The organism is Rhizobium sp. WW22, from assembly GCF_047041135.1.
GTDB lineage: Bacteria > Pseudomonadota > Alphaproteobacteria > Rhizobiales > Rhizobiaceae > Rhizobium.
Genome location: NZ_CP178198.1, coordinates 1,407,023 through 1,425,759, shown reverse-complemented (window position 1 = coordinate 1,425,759; position 18,737 = coordinate 1,407,023). Strand labels below are relative to the sequence as shown.

17 protein-coding genes and 1 pseudogene are annotated in these 18,737 nt (G+C 59.7%); 11 read left to right on the top strand and 7 right to left on the bottom strand.

The features are described from left to right. Positions 1–121: 121 nt before the first annotated feature. Positions 122–589 carry a GNAT family N-acetyltransferase gene (locus ACK83U_RS07140; RefSeq protein ID WP_183710057.1) on the top strand — a complete coding sequence of 156 codons (468 nt, stop codon included), beginning with the start codon at positions 122–124 and terminating at the stop codon, positions 587–589. A gap of 4 nt (positions 590–593) precedes the next feature. Here the strand turns inward: ACK83U_RS07140 and ACK83U_RS07135 are convergent, their stop codons facing one another. Further along, positions 594–1,772: an AI-2E family transporter gene (locus ACK83U_RS07135; protein ID WP_112411785.1), complete on the bottom strand. Its 1,179-nt coding sequence runs from the start codon at positions 1,770–1,772 to the stop codon at positions 594–596. A 235-nt stretch (positions 1,773–2,007) separates the two neighbouring features. Then, positions 2,008–4,071 (bottom strand): DNA topoisomerase IV subunit B, encoded by a 2,064-nt coding sequence (parE, locus tag ACK83U_RS07130; RefSeq protein ID WP_112338970.1) that lies wholly within the window; start codon positions 4,069–4,071, stop codon positions 2,008–2,010. A 206-nt stretch (positions 4,072–4,277) separates the two neighbouring features. Here parE and ACK83U_RS07125 point away from each other — a divergent pair, with 206 nt between their 5' ends. From ACK83U_RS07125 to ACK83U_RS07110, 4 genes are all read left to right on the top strand, one after another. After that, positions 4,278–5,174 (top strand): alpha/beta fold hydrolase, encoded by an 897-nt coding sequence (locus ACK83U_RS07125; protein ID WP_112602673.1) that lies wholly within the window; start codon positions 4,278–4,280, stop codon positions 5,172–5,174. A 138-nt stretch (positions 5,175–5,312) separates the two neighbouring features. Beyond that, a complete protein-coding gene (gene tpiA / locus ACK83U_RS07120; RefSeq protein WP_112602671.1) occupies positions 5,313–6,083 on the top strand; it encodes a triose-phosphate isomerase in 771 nt (256 codons plus the stop codon). A 113-nt stretch (positions 6,084–6,196) separates the two neighbouring features. After that, positions 6,197–6,715, top strand: coding sequence for a preprotein translocase subunit SecG (secG, locus tag ACK83U_RS07115; protein WP_015339948.1), 519 nt, complete (start codon positions 6,197–6,199; stop codon positions 6,713–6,715). A 134-nt stretch (positions 6,716–6,849) separates the two neighbouring features. Then, positions 6,850–8,487, top strand: coding sequence for a CTP synthase (locus ACK83U_RS07110; RefSeq protein WP_015339947.1), 1,638 nt, complete (start codon positions 6,850–6,852; stop codon positions 8,485–8,487). A 33-nt stretch (positions 8,488–8,520) separates the two neighbouring features. Here the strand turns inward: ACK83U_RS07110 and ftrA are convergent, their stop codons facing one another. Then, the gene (gene ftrA / locus ACK83U_RS07105; protein WP_412474813.1) at positions 8,521–9,573 is read right to left on the bottom strand and encodes a transcriptional regulator FtrA; all 1,053 of its coding nucleotides are present in this window, start codon (positions 9,571–9,573) and stop codon (positions 8,521–8,523) included. Between the two features lie 65 nt (positions 9,574–9,638). Between ftrA and ACK83U_RS07100 the strand changes: the two genes are divergently transcribed. The 4 genes from ACK83U_RS07100 to ACK83U_RS07085 all read left to right on the top strand — a co-directional run bounded on the left by ACK83U_RS07100 (position 9,639) and on the right by ACK83U_RS07085 (position 13,711). Then, on the top strand, positions 9,639–10,031 hold the full coding sequence (locus ACK83U_RS07100; RefSeq protein ID WP_112398305.1) for a rhodanese-like domain-containing protein: 393 nt from the start codon (positions 9,639–9,641) through the stop codon (positions 10,029–10,031). Positions 10,032–10,169: 138 nt separating this feature from the next. Then, complete coding sequence (locus tag ACK83U_RS07095; protein ID WP_112398306.1) at positions 10,170–11,219, top strand: HoxN/HupN/NixA family nickel/cobalt transporter; 1,050 nt, start codon at positions 10,170–10,172, stop codon at positions 11,217–11,219. 86 nt (positions 11,220–11,305) lie between these two features. Continuing rightward, complete coding sequence (locus tag ACK83U_RS07090) at positions 11,306–11,839, top strand: FecR domain-containing protein (protein ID WP_112602667.1); 534 nt, start codon at positions 11,306–11,308, stop codon at positions 11,837–11,839. Between the two features lie 12 nt (positions 11,840–11,851). Continuing rightward, positions 11,852–13,711 carry an adenylate/guanylate cyclase domain-containing protein gene (locus tag ACK83U_RS07085; protein ID WP_112602665.1) on the top strand — a complete coding sequence of 620 codons (1,860 nt, stop codon included), beginning with the start codon at positions 11,852–11,854 and terminating at the stop codon, positions 13,709–13,711. Between the two features lie 26 nt (positions 13,712–13,737). On the opposite strand, the gene ACK83U_RS07080 is transcribed toward ACK83U_RS07085, so the two are convergent. Continuing rightward, the gene (locus ACK83U_RS07080) at positions 13,738–14,337 is read right to left on the bottom strand and encodes a LysE family translocator (protein ID WP_112602663.1); all 600 of its coding nucleotides are present in this window, start codon (positions 14,335–14,337) and stop codon (positions 13,738–13,740) included. A 97-nt stretch (positions 14,338–14,434) separates the two neighbouring features. On the opposite strand from ACK83U_RS07080, the gene ACK83U_RS07075 reads away from it, so the two are divergent. Continuing rightward, entirely contained in the window at positions 14,435–15,307 is an 873-nt protein-coding gene (locus ACK83U_RS07075; protein ID WP_412474812.1) for a LysR family transcriptional regulator, read from the top strand. Between the two features lie 23 nt (positions 15,308–15,330). On the opposite strand, the gene ACK83U_RS07070 is transcribed toward ACK83U_RS07075, so the two are convergent. Then, complete coding sequence (locus ACK83U_RS07070) at positions 15,331–16,419, bottom strand: citrate synthase/methylcitrate synthase (protein ID WP_112602659.1); 1,089 nt, start codon at positions 16,417–16,419, stop codon at positions 15,331–15,333. Positions 16,420–16,503: 84 nt separating this feature from the next. On the opposite strand from ACK83U_RS07070, the pseudogene ACK83U_RS07065 reads away from it, so the two are divergent. Then, positions 16,504–17,636, top strand: a pseudogene (locus ACK83U_RS07065) (citrate synthase). 55 nt (positions 17,637–17,691) lie between these two features. Here the strand turns inward: ACK83U_RS07065 and ACK83U_RS07060 are convergent. Together ACK83U_RS07060 and ACK83U_RS07055 are read right to left on the bottom strand one after the other, a co-directional pair. Continuing rightward, entirely contained in the window at positions 17,692–18,348 is a 657-nt protein-coding gene (locus ACK83U_RS07060; RefSeq protein ID WP_348648118.1) for an alpha/beta hydrolase, read from the bottom strand. Further along, positions 18,349–18,720, bottom strand: a complete 372-nt coding sequence (locus ACK83U_RS07055) for a VOC family protein (protein WP_112338956.1) — start codon at positions 18,718–18,720, stop codon at positions 18,349–18,351. Positions 18,721–18,737 lie beyond the last annotated feature (17 nt).

The window sequence follows — 18,737 nt, the reverse complement described above, 5'->3', positions numbered from 1 at the left end:
GGCGTTCTAAAGCGCGTCGCGATCTTTCAGATTCGCTTCCCGCGCTTTAGGTCCTTGATTTTGCGCATCGCAAAACCGCCGCACACTTTTGCGCGACATGCTCTAGGTTCCGAGGTTCATCTTGTCACTGACGATCGCTATCGAATCCCCGCGTCAGGAAGGCGTCATTCGCCTTCTCGACATGTCCAGCGCCTATGCGGAATCGCTCTATCCGGCGGAAAGCAACCATATGCTAGATCTGTCTTCGCTGGAGAAGGCGGAGGTGACCTTCTGGGTTGCCAGGGCAGAGGGGATGATCGTTGGATGTTGCGCGCTGGTGGAAGCCGGTGACGGCACGGCCGAGATCAAGCGCATGTTCGTCGATCCGGCCGCCAGGGGCCGAAGCGTCGCCCGCAGGCTCATGGAAACGCTCGAAGCGGCGGCGCTCGAAAAAGGTCTTTCCGCAGTGCGGCTTGAAACCGGCATATATCAACCGGAAGCGATCGGACTCTACCGGAAATTCGGTTATCTCGAAATTCCGCCTTTCGGCAGCTATCAGCCGGATCCACTGAGCCTTTTCATGGAAAAACGGCTGAAACAAACCAGCTGAGCAATCAACCCTCGGCAGCGTCCCGGACATGCAACTGCAGTTCGGGCTCCTGTGCGTGCTGCTCCTCGGTCAATTCGGCTTCGCGAATCCATTCGCGCCAAATGGCAACGATGATGGCCATCAGCACCGGGCCGATGAAGAGCCCGAGGAAGCCCATGGTCTTCACGCCGCCCACCAGGCCGAAAAAGGTTGGCAGGAAGGGCAGCTTGATCGGCCCACCGACGAGTTTGGGGCGAAGCGTCTTGTCGACAATGAAAAGCTCGATCGTGCCCCAGAGGAAGAGGCCAATACCGGCCCAAAGCGAGCCGCTGGCGACGAGATAGATCGAAACGAGCGACATCGAGAGCGGGGCGCCCCCCGGGACAAGAGCCATGACGCCCGTGAGAACGCCGAGCGTGATGGCCGATGGAGCGCCGGCAATCCAATAGGCCACACCGAGAACGATGCCTTCACCGATAGCGATCAGCGTCATGCCCATGACGGTAGAGCTGATCGTCGCCGGCACGACACGGGAAATCCGTTCCCAGCGATTGGGAAGGATACGTTCGCCGAGCAGATCGACCTGGCGAACGAAGGTCGAGCCATCGCGATAGATGAAAAACAGCGCGATCAGCATGAAGAGAAGGGTCAAGACGACGTGGAAGGCGCCACCGCCTGCTGCGAGTACTGCCCTGTAGATATTGCCGATATGGGCGCCGCTTACGAGCTGCGCCAGCTCACCGAGTGAGCCAGGGCTGCCGACATATTGCGTCCACTGCTCGCCGAGCCAGGAGCCGACGACCGGCAAAGCCAGAATCCATTGCGGCGGCGGCGCCCCCTCACGATTCACATGGATTGCCCAGCCGAACCAGTCGCGTACTTCTCCGGCCATGTAGAGGGCGGAAAGAACGATCGGCAGAACCAGAAAGGTCACGATGAACGCGATGGCGATGGTGGCTGCAATTGTCGTATTCCCGCCCGTTCGCCGCACGATATCGCTGTAAAGCGGCCAGGTGGCAAAGCCGATCACCGCGGCGGCCAGAACCGGAACGAGAAATCCGTAGAAGAAATAAATGCCGGCGATGGCAATCAGAATCAGCAGCCAGCGTGCCGCGGAAATGGATGGGATCAAAGGCATGCGCGCATGCGCGCTCGGTCCCAGCCACCGGTGTTCCTTTGGCTTATGACGTTCAAATACACCCACCGGTCTTACTTCGCCCCAATTTACTAGATCATCCGGTTATGGGGTATGATCTAGGCCGTTTCAAGAGCAACGGCTTCAAGCTTCTTATTCATCCGTCATGACAATAGCACGACTGCCCTGCGCGCCATAATCAAGGCCACAAAGCATCTTGAATGCAAAAGACTCAGTTTTTGCGTCGAATTGAAACTGTTTTGGTGAGCAGGACCAGCAAATCCGTTCGGCGGTTGGTGCGCCGTCAGATATCCAGATCCTCCGCAAAGGCAGCACGCTCCTGAATGAAGCGGAAGCGTGCGTCGGCCTTGGTGCCCATCAGATTGTCGACCGCGTCGCGCGTGCCTTCGAAATCCACTTCGTCGATCTCGACGCGCAGCAATGTGCGCTTGGCCGGGTCCATCGTCGTTTCCTTGAGCTGGGCCGGCAGCATTTCGCCCAGACCTTTGAAGCGGCTGATCTCGACCTTGCCTTTGCCCTTGAATTCCGTCTGCATGAGTTCCAGGCGGTGGGCGTCGTCGCGGGCATAGATAGATTTCGAGCCCTGCGTGATCTTGTAGAGCGGCGGTACGGCCAGGAAGAGATGGCCCTGGCGGATCAGCTCAGGCATCTCCTGATAGAAGAAGGTGATGAGCAGCGAGGCGATGTGAGCGCCATCGACGTCGGCATCGGTCATGACGACGATGCGCTGATAGCGAAGATCTTCCTCGCGGTATTTGGAGCGCGTGCCGCAACCGAGCGCCTGGACCAGATCGGCAATCTGCTGGTTGGCGGAAAGCTTCTCGCGACCGGCGCTGGCGACGTTGAGGATCTTGCCGCGCAGCGGCAGGATCGCCTGATTCAAGCGGTTGCGCGCTTGCTTGGCAGAGCCACCGGCCGAGTCACCTTCGACCAGGAAAAGTTCCGCGCCAGCGGCGGAGTTCTGCGAGCAGTCGGCCAGCTTGCCGGGCAGGCGCAGCTTGCGCACAGCCGTCTTGCGATTGACTTCCTTCTCCTTGCGGCGGCGCATGCGCTCTTCGGAGCGCTCGATCACCCATTCCAGCAGCTTCTCGGCTTCGGCCGGATTGTCGGTAAGGTAATGGTCGAAAGGGTCACGCAGGGCGTTTTCGACGATGCGCTGTGCTTCGACCGTCGCGAGCCTGTCCTTGGTCTGGCCGACAAATTCCGGTTCGCGGATGAAGATCGACAGCATGCCGACGCCGGAAATCATCACGTCATCCGTGGTGATATTGGCCGCACGCTTGTTCTGGGTGAGATCGGCGTAGTTTTTCAGGCCCTTGGTCAATGCGATGCGGAGGCCCGCCTCATGCGTGCCACCTTCCGGGGTCGGAATCGTATTGCAATAGGAATGGATCTGCGGGTCGCCGCCATACCAGGTGACGGCCCATTCGAGCGAGCCGTGGCCGCTTTCCTTCTCAGACTTGCCTGCAAAGATTTCACGGGTGACGGTGAATTCGCTGCCCATCGTCGCCTTGAGATAGTCTTTCAGGCCGCCCGGGAAGTGAAAGACCGCCTTTTCCGGAACATCGGCGCCTTCGGGCGCCAGTTCGGGATCACAGCCCCAACGGATCTCGACGCCGCCGAACAGATAGGCCTTGGAACGGGCCATGCGGAAAACGCGGGCCGGATCGAAACGGGCGTGATCGCCGAAGATCTGTGGATCGGGATGGAAGCGGACGCGGGTGCCGCGCCGGTTATGCACATCGCCCAGCTCTTCCAGGCCGCCCACCGGCAGACCCCGCGAGAAGCGCTGGCGATAGAGCTTGCGGTTACGGGCAACTTCAACTTCCAGGTCGTCCGACAACGCATTGACAACGGACACGCCGACACCGTGCAGACCACCCGAGGTCTCATAGGCCTTGCCGTCGAACTTACCGCCGGCATGCAGCTTGGTCATGATGACTTCGAGCGTCGATTTGCCGGGCACCTGCGGATGGTTTTCCACCGGAATGCCACGGCCGTTATCCGTGACGGTGAGATAACCTTCCCGATCGAGATACACTTCGATGAAATTGGCGTGACCGGCCACAGCCTCGTCCATCGAGTTGTCGATCACTTCGGCGAAAAGGTGGTGCAGCGCCTTCTCGTCCGTGCCGCCGATATACATGCCGGGGCGCATGCGGACCGGCTCGAGCCCTTCGAGAACACGAATCGAACTCGCGCCATATTCCTCCGACGACTGGGTCGTCGGCGCTGCGCGCTGTGCGGGCGCAGGGGCAGGCTTTTCTGCCTTTACCACCGGCTTTTCCGCTGCCTCCGGCTTCGGGGAGCGGGGGAGTCCGGAGAAGAGATCGTTGCTATTGTCCATAGAATTTCAAGCTGCTCAGATTTGTTCTGGTGGGGCCAGACCCCTTCATTATCGCATTTGTCGCCGCTATTCGCGAATCACCGTGATTCTGCCAGAAACAGCGCACAAGAGCGATGGCGCCCCACGACGGGGCAGATTCATGAAAGAGATTTGCGTTGCCGGGTGAAGAATGGCAAGCCCGATGGCCGATCGGAGGAAGTATCCGCATGCCAATGTCCACAGCTCATTTGCGCGTTCTGTCCGCAATCTCGGGCATTTTGTTGCTTGCGACCACCTCGGGAACCTCTGCCGAGATGCTCAAGCCGTTCAAGGACGAACTGTTTTCCAGCCAGACGGTCATTGAGAGTCACGACAACGGCGCCTTCCAGACGATCGATTATCAGGAATTGCGTGACATTAACGGCCGCGACCAGATTCCGGAAAAGCGCGTCAAACCGGCTTATGTCGATACCGGCGTGCGCTGGAAGGCGCAGGAGGACGAAACGCTCGAGATCGGCGATCGCAGGGTCGATGTCACCCGCGTAGGCCCCGCATCGAAACAGGCCTTTACCGTGATCTTCATTCACGGCCGAGGCGGCGACCGCCGGCTTGGCTCCAACGATTATACGTTCGGCGGCAATTTCAACCGGCTGAAGAACCTAGCTTACAAGAACGGCGGCACCTATTATGCGCCGAGCGTCAGAGGTTTCGACAGCAATGGCGCTGCCGATATCGCGGCGCTCATCCGCTACTCCTACGAACAATCCGGCGGCAAGCCCATCATACTCACCTGTGCTTCCATGGGGAGTTTCATCTGCTGGGGCATCACGCGCGATGCCGAAAGCGTCAAGCGGCTGAAGGGCATGGCGATCCTGAGTGGCGTTACCGATCCGGATTTCACGAAGAGCGCTTTCTTCAAGTCAAAGCTGCCGCTCTGGTTTACCCATGGCAGCAAGGATCCAGTCTACGCCGCGGCCGACCAGCAAGCCTTGTTCGAGAAACTTTACAAGGCGCATTATCCCACGCGTTTTACGCTTTTCGAAACCGGAAACCACGGAACGCCGGTGCGCATGACCGATTGGCGCAAGGTTCTCAACTGGCTCGTGGATCCACAGGCGTCGTGAAACACATCGCACAATTCGATTTATTTTCCGGATAAGCATTTTTTCAAACGATTTGAACAGGTTTCGGCCTTGTTCGCTAACTTTCCTTTGCTCCGCCTTTTTGTTAGTCCGATGGATGAAATAGGGGGAGAAACCGGAATGACGAAGACGATACGGCCGCTTTTGGCCGGAAACTGGAAGATGAACGGCACACGCGCGAGCCTGGATCAGATCAAGGCGATCGCGGATGGCGTCAAGACGCCACTGTCGGAGAAAATCGACACGCTGCTCTGCCCCCCGGCGACGTTGCTCTATGTGGCAACGGCGCTTTGCGACGACAGCCCGCTCGCCATCGGCGCCCAGGATTGCCATCAGCAGGTCAGTGGCGCTCATACGGGTGACATCTCGGCCGAAATGATTGCCGACTGCTTCGGCACGCATGTCATCGTCGGCCATTCCGAGCGCCGCAGAAATCACGCGGAAAGCGACATGCTTGTACGCGCCAAGGCACAGGCCGCGCACGATGCCGGCCTGATTGCCATCATCTGCATCGGCGAGACTGCCTATGAACGCAATAGCGGCCAGACGCTCGACGTTTTGAAGCGGGAGTTGATTGGCTCGGTTCCGGATGTTGCTACCGCGGCAACGACCGTAATTGCTTACGAGCCAGTCTGGGCAATCGGCACCGGCGTGGTTCCGACCAGCGAAGATGTCGAGGAAGCCCATGCCTTCATGCGCGCAGAGCTTATCGAACGCTACGGCAAGGAGGGCGCAAACATGCGAATTCTTTACGGCGGATCCGTCAGCGGTGCGAATGCGCGCAGTCTTCTCGACATTCCGCATGTCAACGGCGTGCTTGTCGGCGGACAGAGCTTGAAAGCCGCCGACTTCCTTGCCATTTATGCCGCATTCGAACGGCAGTTCGCCTGAAGCAACAACTTGCCCGGAGTTCCGGCCTTAAAAGGGCTTGGAATAGGCGAGAGCCTCATGTAAAGAGCCGCGAGCTTTTGTTTTTGATGCCCGCACCGGGCAGGACTGGATCTATGCAAACCGTACTGCTTGTCATCTATCTCATGATCGTCGTCGCCCTTATCGGCGTGGTGCTGATTCAGCGCTCCGAAGGTGGCGGCCTTGGAATCGGCGGCGGATCGGGCTTCATGTCTGCGCGCGGTACGGCCAATGCGCTGACGCGCACCACGGCCATTCTTGCGGCGCTGTTCTTCGCACTTGCGCTCGGCATGAACGTGCTATCCCGCTTCGAGGCGCGTCCGACCGACGTTCTCAATCGTATTCCGAGCACGGCGGGTCAGGGCAACGGTATCCTCGATTCGCTTGGTGGCCAGAAGGGTGCTGCTCCGGCAACCACCCAGCCGAAGCCGGCCGACAACAGCGGCGTGCCGAACAGTGGGGCCGTTGCTCCGCAATCGCAGGCGACCCCGCCGGCCGCGACGAATCAGGCAGCACCTGCACAGCAGGCTCCGGCCGCGACCGGTCAACAGACCGCGCCGGCGACGACCACTCCCGCGCCAGCCGATAACGGCGGCGTCCCGACCGGCAAGTAATTCCGGTCGCCAAAGATCATCCCCGGCAGGTCCTCGGATCTGCCGGTTTTGTTTTGTCCATATTCCGCGTTCTGTAGCCAAAATTCCGGAAACGAATTTTAGGGCTAGCGGAATCATTTGTGAAAAGGTATCCGGTGACTCCCATGGCGCGATATGTATTCATCACTGGCGGCGTGGTTTCTTCCCTCGGAAAAGGAATTGCGGCTGCGGCTCTCGGAGCGTTGTTGCAGGCTCGTGGTTATCGAGTCCGCCTGCGTAAACTCGACCCCTATCTGAACGTGGATCCGGGCACCATGAGCCCGACCCAGCACGGCGAGGTCTTCGTCACCGACGACGGAGCGGAAACCGACCTCGATCTCGGCCACTACGAGCGCTTCACTGGCCGCTCGGCCACCAAGACCGATAACATCACCACCGGTCGCATCTATAAAAACATCATCGACAAGGAACGCCGTGGCGACTATCTCGGCGCGACCGTTCAGGTCATTCCGCACGTTACCAACGAGATCAAGGATTTCGTCACCGAGGGCAATGACGAGTATGATTTCGTCATCTGCGAGATCGGCGGCACGGTCGGCGATATCGAAGCCATGCCTTTCATGGAAGCGATCCGCCAACTCGGCAACGACCTGCCACGCGGCACGGCTGTCTACGTTCATCTGACGCTGATGCCCTATATTCCGGCCGCCGGCGAATTGAAGACCAAGCCGACGCAGCATTCCGTCAAGGAACTGCAGGCCCTCGGCATCCATCCCGATATCTTGCTCGTGCGTGCCGACCGGGAAATCCCCGAAGCCGAACGCCGCAAGCTCTCACTGTTCTGCAACGTGCGGGAATCTGCCGTCATTCAGGCGCTCGATGTTGCGAACATCTATGACGTGCCGATGGCTTACCACAGGGAAGGCCTCGATAACGAGGTGCTGGCCGCCTTCGGCATCGAGCCGGCTCCGAAGCCGCGTCTGGAACAGTGGGAAGAGGTCTGCAATCGCATCCGCACACCGGAAGGCGAGGTGACCATCGCCATCGTCGGCAAATATACCGGCCTCAAGGATGCCTATAAGTCGCTGATCGAAGCGCTGCACCACGGCGGCATTGCCAACCGGGTCAAGGTCAAGCTGGAATGGATCGAATCCGAGGTCTTCGAAAAGGAAGATCCAGCGCCGTATCTCGAGAAGGTGCATGGCATTCTCGTTCCCGGCGGCTTTGGCGAGCGCGGTTCCGAAGGCAAGATCCTGGCTGCCCGTTTCGCGCGCGAACGCAAGGTGCCGTATTTCGGCATCTGCTTCGGCATGCAGATGGCCGTCATCGAAGCGGCCCGCAATCTGGCCGGTGTCGAGCATGCCTCGTCGACCGAGTTCGGCCCGACCAAAGAGCCGGTCGTCGGTCTGATGACCGAATGGCTGAAGGGCAACGAACTGCAGAAGCGCACCGCATCGGGCGATCTCGGCGGCACCATGCGTCTCGGTGCCTATAAGGCGGCCCTGAAGAAGGGCACGAAGATTTCGGAAATCTACGGCTCCACCGATATTTCGGAGCGCCATCGCCATCGCTATGAAGTCAACATCGACTACAAGGATAAGCTGGAAGATTGCGGCCTGACCTTCTCCGGCATGTCACCGGATGGCGTGCTGCCTGAGACGATCGAATATGCGGATCATCCGTGGTTTATCGGCGTCCAGTACCATCCGGAACTGAAATCCCGTCCGCTGGAACCGCATCCGCTGTTCTCCAGCTTCATCGAAGCGGCGACGGAACAGAGCCGGCTGGTATAGAGCGCTTCACCGAAGCGCTCTACATCTTTGCTTTTACGCAGTTCCGGACGGAAAACCGCTACGCACTTTTCCTGGAACTGCTTTGAGGACTGCAAATCGCTTGCGGTAGTCGCTTGGGCTTACCGCAAGCCTCTCCCGAAAATGATGGCGCATGGTGGCGAGCGATCCAAATCCGCTTGCCGCCGCCACATCGTCAAGCGAAATAGCCGTCTGTTTCTCCAGGAGATCGCGGGCGCACCGCAGCCGCTCGCTGAGCAGCCATTCGCCCGGCGCCATGCCGGTGGTCGCCTCGAAACGACGCTGAAAAGTCCGCACGCTCATGCCGGCCCGCGCTGCAAGCGTCACAATGGGCTGATCTTCCTGCAGACGCTCTCGCATCCATTCCAGCAGGGGGCCTAAACGCGCGCCCTCGCGCTGCCTTAAAACCGGCGTCTCGATATATTGAGCCTGGCCGCCCTCGCGATGCGGGGGCACCACGAGACGGCGGGCGACACTATTGGCGGCGTCAGGTCCGAAGTCCCGACGCACGACATGCAGGCAGAGATCGATCGCAGCGGCACTGCCGGCGGCCGTGAGCACCTTATCCTCATCGACATAGAGAACATCGGCATCCACGGATATATCCGGATAGCGCGCCGCGATAGACTCGACATAGCGCCAATGCGTGGTTGCCTTGCGGCCCGCCAGCAATCCTGCGGCGGCGAGGACCGCGACACCAGAGCAGAGAGACATGATGCGGACGCCGCGGCGGCTCGCCGCTTGGAGCTGGGCAATCAGCGGGGCAGGGACTGCCGTGCCTATACCACGCCAACCGGGCACGACGATCAGGTCAGCATCGGCGATGACCTCGAGGCCATAATCGACCTGCACCGTCAGCCCACCCGCGGCGCGCAGTAGGCCTTCCTCGATCGCGCAGGCGGAAAAGCGATACCAATCCTCACCCATCTCCGGTCGCGGCAGGCCGAAAATTTCGTAGGCGACACCTAATTCGAAGGTGCAGAGCCCGTCATAGACGAGGGTGACGACATGTGGGCCGTGAAGATTGGGGTTATCTGAGTTTGACATGATATTGACGTTATATGGCATTTCGGCCAATTTCAACCACGGGATCGCTCAGGCATGAATGCACCGAAGCAAAGAAGGAGCGTTCTATGTCGCTAGTCAGTGAAATCCCCACCGCAGATCCCAGTCTCGTCGCCGAGCACTATGCAAAGAGGCTTGGCTTCGAAACCGATTGCTCCGACGTCTACCAGTCCATGACATCAGGCAATGTCGATTTCGTTCTGCTCGATGTCCGCGGTCCTGCAATGTACCAAGAGAAGCATATCCCGGCTGCGATCAACCTGCCGCATGGCAAGATGACCGCGAGGAAGATGGCGGAATGGCCTGACGATACCCTGTTCGTCGTCTATTGCGCCGGGCCGCATTGCAATGGCACCGACAAGGCAGCTTGGCGCCTGGGTACGCTCGGCAAGCGCGTGAAGGTCATGATCGGCGGCATGACCGGCTGGGCCGATGAAGGTTATCCGTTCGAGAAGGGCTGAGCGCGAGGGCAGACTGGCATATGCCGGGTCTGCCCATTTTTACGACACTGCGAAAAACTTCGGCATCTACGTCATTTGACTGTCGCGTCGCTTTCGTTTCCGTGACACTATGCGAGTAAGCATAATTGGAACAAAAGTATGATCCTTAATCCATTTGACGATGGCGTCGAGCGGCCGAGGGCCAAGATTGCCGTCACCTTCACTCTGTTGATCGCTTTCAATATTGCCGCGTGGGCTTGGGCCTGGGTCGCTTTTGCAGACCGCCCGTCTTTGCTCGGCATTGCGCTTCTTGCCTATATGTTCGGACTACGCCACGCTTTCGATGCCGATCACATCGCCGCCATCGACAATGTCGTACGCAAGCTCATTCAGGAAAAGAAGCAGCCCTATGCGGTCGGCTTTTTCTTCTCGCTCGGTCATTCCTCCATCGTGGTGATCGCCTCCATCCTGATTGCCGCAACGGCAGCTGCCATGCAGAGCCAGCTCGATTCCTTCCACGATATCGGCGGCGTCATCGGTACGACGGTTTCGGCTGTTTTTCTGCTGCTGATCGGTATGGCCAATCTCCTCGTCCTGAAGGGCGTCTGGTCGGCCTTCAGACGAGCGCAGAGGGGTGAGCGGATCGCAGAGGAAGATCTCGACACGCTGCTTGCCGGCGGCGGCTTGCTGGCGCGCATCTTCCGGCCCATGTTCAAGGTCGTAACTCGCTCCTGGCATATGTATCCGATCGGCTTCCTTTTCGGCCTCGGCTTCGATACCGCAACAGAGATCGGGCTTCTCGGCATTTCCGCCGCTCAAGCCGCGCAGGGCATGTCCTTCTGGACCATACTCGTCTTTCCGGCGCTATTTACCGCCGGCATGTCGTTGATGGATACTCTCGACAGCACGCTGATGACGGGCGCCTATGGCTGGGCCTTCGTCAAGCCGGTGCGCAAGCTTTGGTATAATCTAACCATTACCGCGGCGTCGGTCGTCGTCGCCGTCTTCATCGGCGGCATCGAGGCTTTGGGGCTCATCGCCGACAAACTCGGCCTCGAAGGAGGTTTCTGGAGCTTCGTGGGCGAACTCAACGACAATCTTGCCAACTTCGGCTTCGCCGTCGTCGGCATTTTCCTTTTGAGCTGGCTGGTTTCGACGGTGCTCTATAAAGCCGGAGGCTACGACAACTTGCAGATTAATCGCTCATGACGCATCATTGCGCCCGGGGATCGAGCATGTTTTGACTGGAAATCGTCGTCCGCGGCTCCAGTTATATGCGATGAGGGGCCACCACCATGATCCATGCAAGCAGTATTCGCGGCCTAGGACTGACGGCAGGCATCCTGTTCGTCATCGGCGCCGGCACAGCTTTTGCGCAAATTGTCTCGAATTGCCCGCTGCAGCCGACCGTCAGCACCGAACGCCGGACTTTGAATTGCCAGCCTGGGCTTAGCATCACCGTCGAGCGCGGCGCGCATTTCCACCTTGCTGACCGAAATCGGGATGGCCGGGTGGACGCTATCGTGCTCGACAGCAAGGCGGCCTTGGTCGATGTGGATAGTAGCCGTGTTCAGGGTGGGTTCGAAGTGGTAACGCCGCAGGCGATCGCTGCCGTCCGCGGCACGCGATGGGCTGTTGACGTGCAACGTGGCAAGACATCCGTGCTCGTGTTGCGCGGCCGTGTTGCGGTTAACAAGATATCGACCGGGCAAGGGGTGACGCTCGGGCAAGGGCAAGGTGTCGATGTGGATCGCACTCGCTCTGCCTTGCGTGTCAATCCGTGGGGACAGCCGCGCATAAACGCCTTGATGGCACGCCTCGGCCAGTGAGATCCCGACGCCATGCGCAGACCATCGCTGCAAACGTTGATTGCGCTTCTCTTGACTGTCGCCTGGAGCCTGGGTCTTGGCATTGCGCACCTGCGCGGTGACATTCCCTTCATCGACGGCGCGGAAGCAACACTTACAAATCTGCGCAATACGCTCGGCGGCCACAGCCAACCGCCCGATCTCGTCACGATCGTCGCCATCGACGATGAGACCTCGCGAGTGGCGGGGCGCTATCCCTTGCCGCGCGCCACGCTTGCCAGGATCGTCGACGCCATCTCCGCCCTGGGACCTAGAGCCATCGCCCTCGACGTGCTTCTGGTCGATCCCGGTGACGAAGCCGGCGATGCGGCGTTGGAGCAATCACTCAAGCGGACCAAGGTCGTGCTGGCCGCAGCCGGTATTTTTCCCGAAAGCCGCCAGCGCGTTGTCGACAACAGCAACGAGCCTCTCGCCCGCGTGCCCAGCGCGCTGCAATTCCTCGAACCGCAGCAGCGGTTCGCCGATGCCGCAAGCTATGGCATCGTCAATCTGCAGACCGACAAGGCGGGCACGCCGCGTTTCGTTCCGATGCTGTTTCGCAGCGGCGAACGGATCGAGCCATCCTTTTCGCTACGCGTCGTTTCCGCCGCAAGCGGCGAGCAGACGACTGTTCTTTCCGACCATATCAAGATCGGCGACCGTTCCATCCATACCGACACCGGCTATCTCATGCCGCTCTCGTTCTACGGTCCGCGTGGAACAATCCGCACCGTCAGCGCCAGCGCGGCGCTGAGCGGCCAGTTGCCGGAAGCCGCGATCAGGGACCATGTCGTCGTTATCGGCGCGACCGTTACAGGGGGAGGAGATGTCTTTCCGACGCCGTTCGATCCCGTTCTGCCCGGTGTCGAGGTGATCTCCACTTCCATTACGCATCTGATCTCAGGAGATGGCCTGGTACGCGACCGCAACGTTCGTTTCATCGACCTTTATTTCGCCGTCGGGCTGCCGATTGCCGTTGTCAGCCTTCTTTCATGGCGACGCAGCACCATAGGTCTGATCATGGTGCTGGGCGTCGCCCTGCTTTGGTTTGCCATCAACGTCAGCGCCTTCAAGCATGGAATTTGGCTAAGCGCCGCCCTTCCGATTGCGGCAACTGTCCCGCCGGCGCTGCTGTTTGGCGCGATCCAGCTTTGGCTCGACCGCAGACGCGCCACCCGCTTCGCCGAACAAAGCCAGCTGCTGCAGCGCATCCAGGCGCCTGGTCTGGCCGAGCATCTTGCGCGCGATCCCGGCCTGCTCGCAGAGCCGGTACACCAGGAGGCGGCCGTCGTCTTCATCGATATCAATGGCTTCACCGGTCTTAGCGAATCGATCGGCCCGACCGCCGTGCGTGAACTGCTGAACGGCTTCTACAATCTCGTCGACGAAGAAGTGAGTGCATCCGGCGGTGCCATTACCAGCTTCATGGGTGACGGCGCCATGATCCTTTTCGGCCTGCCGCATCCAAAGCCTGCCGATCCTGCCAATGCAGCGCATTGTTGCATTCGCCTGGCTCACCGGATGAGAGATTGGCTCTCGGCATTGCCGCAGGGAATAACCTCGCGAATCGGTTTCAAAATCGGCGCTCATTTCGGCACCATCGTCGCCTCCAGGCTCGGCGGCGGCGATCGTCAACAGATCACTGCGACGGGTGATACGGTCAATGTTGCCAGTCGCTTGATGGAGGTTGCCGCAGGTCACCATGCGGAGGCTGCCATCAGCGCCGACCTCTTGCTTGCGGCGGGTCGCGACAGCACCCCCTTCAAAGAGGGGCACCTCAACGGCCCGATCGAAACAAGCCTGCGTGGCCGCGCTGGTTCCTTGACCATATGGCTTTGGCGCGATCGGCCGTGACCCGAGAGATCTCAGCGCGTCGGATCTTATGCGTACCACATGGGAGCGATGGAAATCACGAGGAGACAAGCGAGAGAAATGTTGAGTGCTCGCCATTGCCAGGCCGTTTTCAAGAGGTGTCCGAGCATTTGCCCCAAAGCGCACCAAACCGCCAAAGAGAAAGCGGCGATAAGGCAGAAGGTCACGCCAAGTAGGAATGCAAGTCTGGCCGGACTATCCGCCAGCGCGGGAAAGGAGGCGGCGGCGCCCATCGTCATCGCCCAGCCCTTGGGATTGTGCCAGAGCATCCAGACGCCGGCAAGGAAGCCTGTCGGCCTCACCATCTGCCCGGCCTCGCGCGGCTGGCCGCTTCTGCCGATTCGCATAGCGAGCCAGATCAAATAGAGCGAGCCCAGCGTCTTCATGGCGACCTGCAGCATTGGCAGTGCCATCAAAACGCCGCCTAGTCCGGCTGCCGCCGCTCCGGCCATGGAACCCAAGCCGAAGGCAAAGCCGCTCATGACCGGTATGGACCGGCGAAAGCCGAAGTGCGCGCCGGATGCTGTCGCGAGCGTGGTCGCACCGCCAGGCGTTATGGTGGAAACCAATGCGAAGAGTATCAGCGGCAGCAAGGGTTCGATCGTCATATCCAGCCTTTCTCTAATTGAAAAAGGCATAGGCGCCGCTCCAGCATCATGAAATCGAATATTGAAGGATCGATGCATTAGCAATTATAATGCCTGCATGATCCGAAACTTTGATATTGCCCTCATCAGAACCTTCGCCACGGTTGCCGACCAGGGGAGCATGACGATTGCAGCTAATATGCTGCATATGACGCAAGGCGCCGTCAGCCAGCAGATCAAGCGACTTGAGGACATGCTCGGCTGCGCCCTGTTCGAGCGTGATAGGCGTGGATTGCGGTTGACGGAAGCGGGCGAACGGCTGCGCGGCAATGCCCGTCGCCTATTGATGTTGAATGACGAGATCTGGGACGACATGACGGAAAGCACGGTTCGCGGCGGCGTCCGGCTCGGCGTTCCCTATGATCTTGTCGGAGCAACGCTGGCGCCTGTGCTGAAATCCTATGCTGAGCGCCATCCGCAGGTGGAGATTTCGCTGGTTTGCGCATCATCACCGGAACTGCTGGAAGAGCTGGGGAAGGGAGCCATCGACCTCTGCGTGGCTGAGGAACCATACGGCACGTCGCAGGGGGAATGCCTTGCTGTGGAGCGGCTCGTCTGGGTCGGAGCCAAGGCCGGCAACGCCCATCGCAAGGTGCCGCTGCCGATCTCGATGGTCGCCGATACCTGTGCCTTCCGATCACCCGTCTTTGCGGCGCTCAGCAAGGATGGTCTGCGCTGGCGGACGGTCTTTGAGAACGGCAATATCGAGGCGACCACGGCGACCGTGCGTACAGACCTGGCCGTCACCGCTTGGCTCGCTTCGACCGTACCGGCTGATCTCGATATTCTCACCGTCGAGCAGGGCCTGCCCGAACTACCAGTCTTTTCGATCAATCTGCATTTGCCGAAAAGTGCGACGCCGCAGGCGCTGGAGCTTGCCCGCCATATCCGCGAGGGCATGATGCGGCCGCGCCAATCCGCGGCCGCCTAAGTGCCGTCTTCCGATAGACTGGCTTATGCCGCCTTCGGCAGCGGACCGACATAGCGCGATTGCGGGCGGATCAAACGTCCGTCAAGCGTCTGCTCGCGGGCATGGGCGATCCAGCCGACCGTGCGGCCGATCGCGAAGACTCCGGTGAAGGAACTGCGCGGAAAGCCGAGGGCATCGAGCAGCAGGGCGGTGTAATATTCGACATTGACGTCCAAGGGCCGATCCGGCTTGCGCTCTTTCAACAGCGCCAGTGCTGCCGTCTCGATCGCTTCCGCCAGGGCGATACGTCCAGCATCTGCCTGGCCGCTGGCAAAGATCGGTTTCAACGCTGTCTTCAGGGCATCGGCGCGCGGGTCACGCACGCGGTAGATGCGATGGCCGAAGCCCATCAGCCGCTCGCCACGATCGAGCGCGTCAGACAACCATGCACGTGCATTTTCGGGCTTTCCGACACCATCAAACATATCCAGAACCGGGCCGGGGGCGCCGCCGTGCAGCGGTCCCTTGAGGGCGCTGATTGCTGCAAGCACCGAGGAGGTCAGGCCGGCATGGGTCGAGGCAATGACGCGGGAGGCGAAGGTCGACGCATTCAAGCCGTGATCGGAAATCGTCACCAAATAGGCATCGAGTCCCGCCGTTTGCTCGGCGGTTGGTAATCGTCCCGTCAGCATGCGCAGGATATCACCGGATTGGGACAAGGATGCATCCGGCTTGATCGGTGCTTGCCCCTTCTGCAATCGCAAGATGGCCGGCAGGAAAACGGCCGGAGCCGCCATCAGGCGGATCGCCGTTGCAAAACCTTCGCCGTCGGCAACGCGCGCCAGCAAGGCGCGCACGGCGTCCACCGGCGGCAGTGCGAGCAGAGCGGCATCGGCAGCCTCAACATGCGGGAAAAGCGCAACGCGAGCCGTGCCGAGTTGAGTTCGGATGGAAGCTGCATCGATATGTTCGTCAAACAGGCCATCGAGCAGCAACGCAGCAACATCCTCGAAGCGGCTGGTCGCCACCAGATCATCGAGCGACACGCCGCGGATGATCAGGCGACCGGCAGCGCCGTCGACGTCGGACAGCTTGGTTTCTGCGGCAATGACATCTTCAAGACCACTTTTCATTACGGTTCTCCTTTGACTATCCGATTAGATCGGATCTATTTCTATTGACGTCAATCTTGATGCAATTGATCAATATGAGGACCGATGAGCTGGCTGACGGCAGAGCAGGCGCTGAACCTGCTGGGAACGAAATCACAGACGCTCTACGCCAATGTCAGCCGCGGGCGCATTCGTGCGAAAGCCGATCCCTCGGATACGCGGCGCAGCCTTTATTTCGCCGATGACGTCAAGCGATTGGCCACCCGCCATGCCGGAAGGCGCAAGACCGAGGCGGTGGCCGCCGAGGCCATTCAATGGGGCGATCCGGTATTGCCATCGGCGCTGTCGACCGTTTCGAACGGCAGGCTTTTCTATCGCGGCCAGGATGTGGCGCGGCTTGCCGAAAGCGTAAGCCTCGAAGATATCGCGCTGCTGCTTTGGGATATGAAGCGGCCGTTGCGATTCGAGCCAAGCGAGGCGCGGCGGAAGCCGCCCTCATTGGATAGCGCTTTCTCCATGCTTGCCGAGCGCATAACACGCGACCTACCGTCGCTCGGACGTTCACTTCCGGCCCTCCAAAACGAAGCTGAAAGCGTATTCGGTACGGTGGCCGAAGCATTGGCTCCCGGCCCATGGGATCAGCCGCTGCACCGACGTCTCGCCACCGCTTGGAACCGTCCGGATGCCGAGGATGTGATCCGCCGCAGCTTCGTCTTGCTCGCAGTCATGAGCTGAATGCGTCGACCTTCACTGCGCGGATCACGGCATCGGCAGGCGCGACATTATCTGCGGCCACTCTATCCGGCCTTTCGACGCTGACCGGTCCGCTGCATGGCGGCGCGTGGCAGAGCGCGCGCACGCTGATCGCGCGGGCAGCCACGACGGGAGTGGACGAAGCGGTGCGCAGCTATCTGGCGGAAGGACGGCCATTGCCTGCTTTCGGCCATCAGCTTTATCCTGACGTCGATATTCGTGGCGAGGCGCTGCTTGGCTGCTTCACACTGCCTCCGCTCTTCGCCAGGGTTCGCGATGTCGGCGAGCAATTGGTCGGTGAACGCGTCAATGTTGACTTCGCACTGACGGCGATGACCCACGCCCATCATCTCCCGGAGGATGCACCGCTGATCATTTTCGCGCTGGCACGGACGGTCGGCTGGCTTGCGCATGCCATGGAGCAGGCCACCAGCGGCAGGCTCATTCGCCCGCGTGCGCGCTATGTCGGCCCGCCGGTAGAGTAACTTGGCCGCTGGCTGCGGTGAAGGCTATATGTCCCCAAAGGAGCACAGATACGCGCTATGGAAAGAGGCTTTCGATGAAGGCTGCAATATCCGTGCGCAAAGGAGAGTTCGCCGTAACGGCGTCAATCCGATAAAAATCGTGCTGCTTTCCTGCGTAGGCTTTCCAATAACTCGGAAGAGTGTTGTTCCAACTTTCGGTTGGCCGATATGGGTCGGCCTCTCCCCAGAGTACCATAGTCGGTATATTCAAAGGGGAGGTTTCCAAGCGCAGTCTCGTTGATGATACGCAGATCAAAGCCTTGAGCTCCAGCCCCTCCTTGACCGCATTCCATAGAGCAGTTCCACCTGCGCTGAAGCCAATGCCGACGCACATGCGTCCATCAAGTTCGAGAAGTCCTCGAAACGCTTGTTGCAAACCACCTTTATTGAAAAGGTGGTCGTGAAGATTGTCTCCACTTAGGTCAGGGCGCCCGCTGAGGCTGGCAAGCTGTAAACCGCGGTGCCTAAAGCCTCCGGCATCCAATAGTTCGACAAAAGTTTCCGGAAAGCCATGGATATCGCTAACGACCAACAAGTCTTGCGTTCTTGAACGGCACATAATCAGACCATTTTTTATCGTTTCGATAGCCGCATTGCCTTCGCGCCGGTTTGGCGTATGCGCTATGTACGGCCACCCGTACCGCGATTTCACAGGAAATGCAGCGCCCGCCACTCAAGTCACCGGCAAGTGACAAACCGCTTCGATGTTGTGGCCGTCCGGATCGAGAACGAAAGCGCCATAGTAGTTCGCGTGATAGTGAGGACGAAGCCCGGGAGGGCCGTTGTCGATGCCGCGGGCTGCAAGCGCCGCCCGGTGAAATTCGTCGACGATTTTCCTGCTTTCGGCAGTGAAGGCTATATGTGCACTTGTCTGCGGTGCATCACGCTGACCGATCCAGAAGAAAGCCTTCTTTCCAATGCCGTAACCCGCAAATCTTTCGCCTTCAGCATAAAGACGCTCTATGCCGATAGAGCGCAGTATTGTGTCATAAAAGATCTTCGATCGCTCGAGATCGCGAACCCCGATCGTCACATGATCAAGCACATCACCCTCCAAAAGTG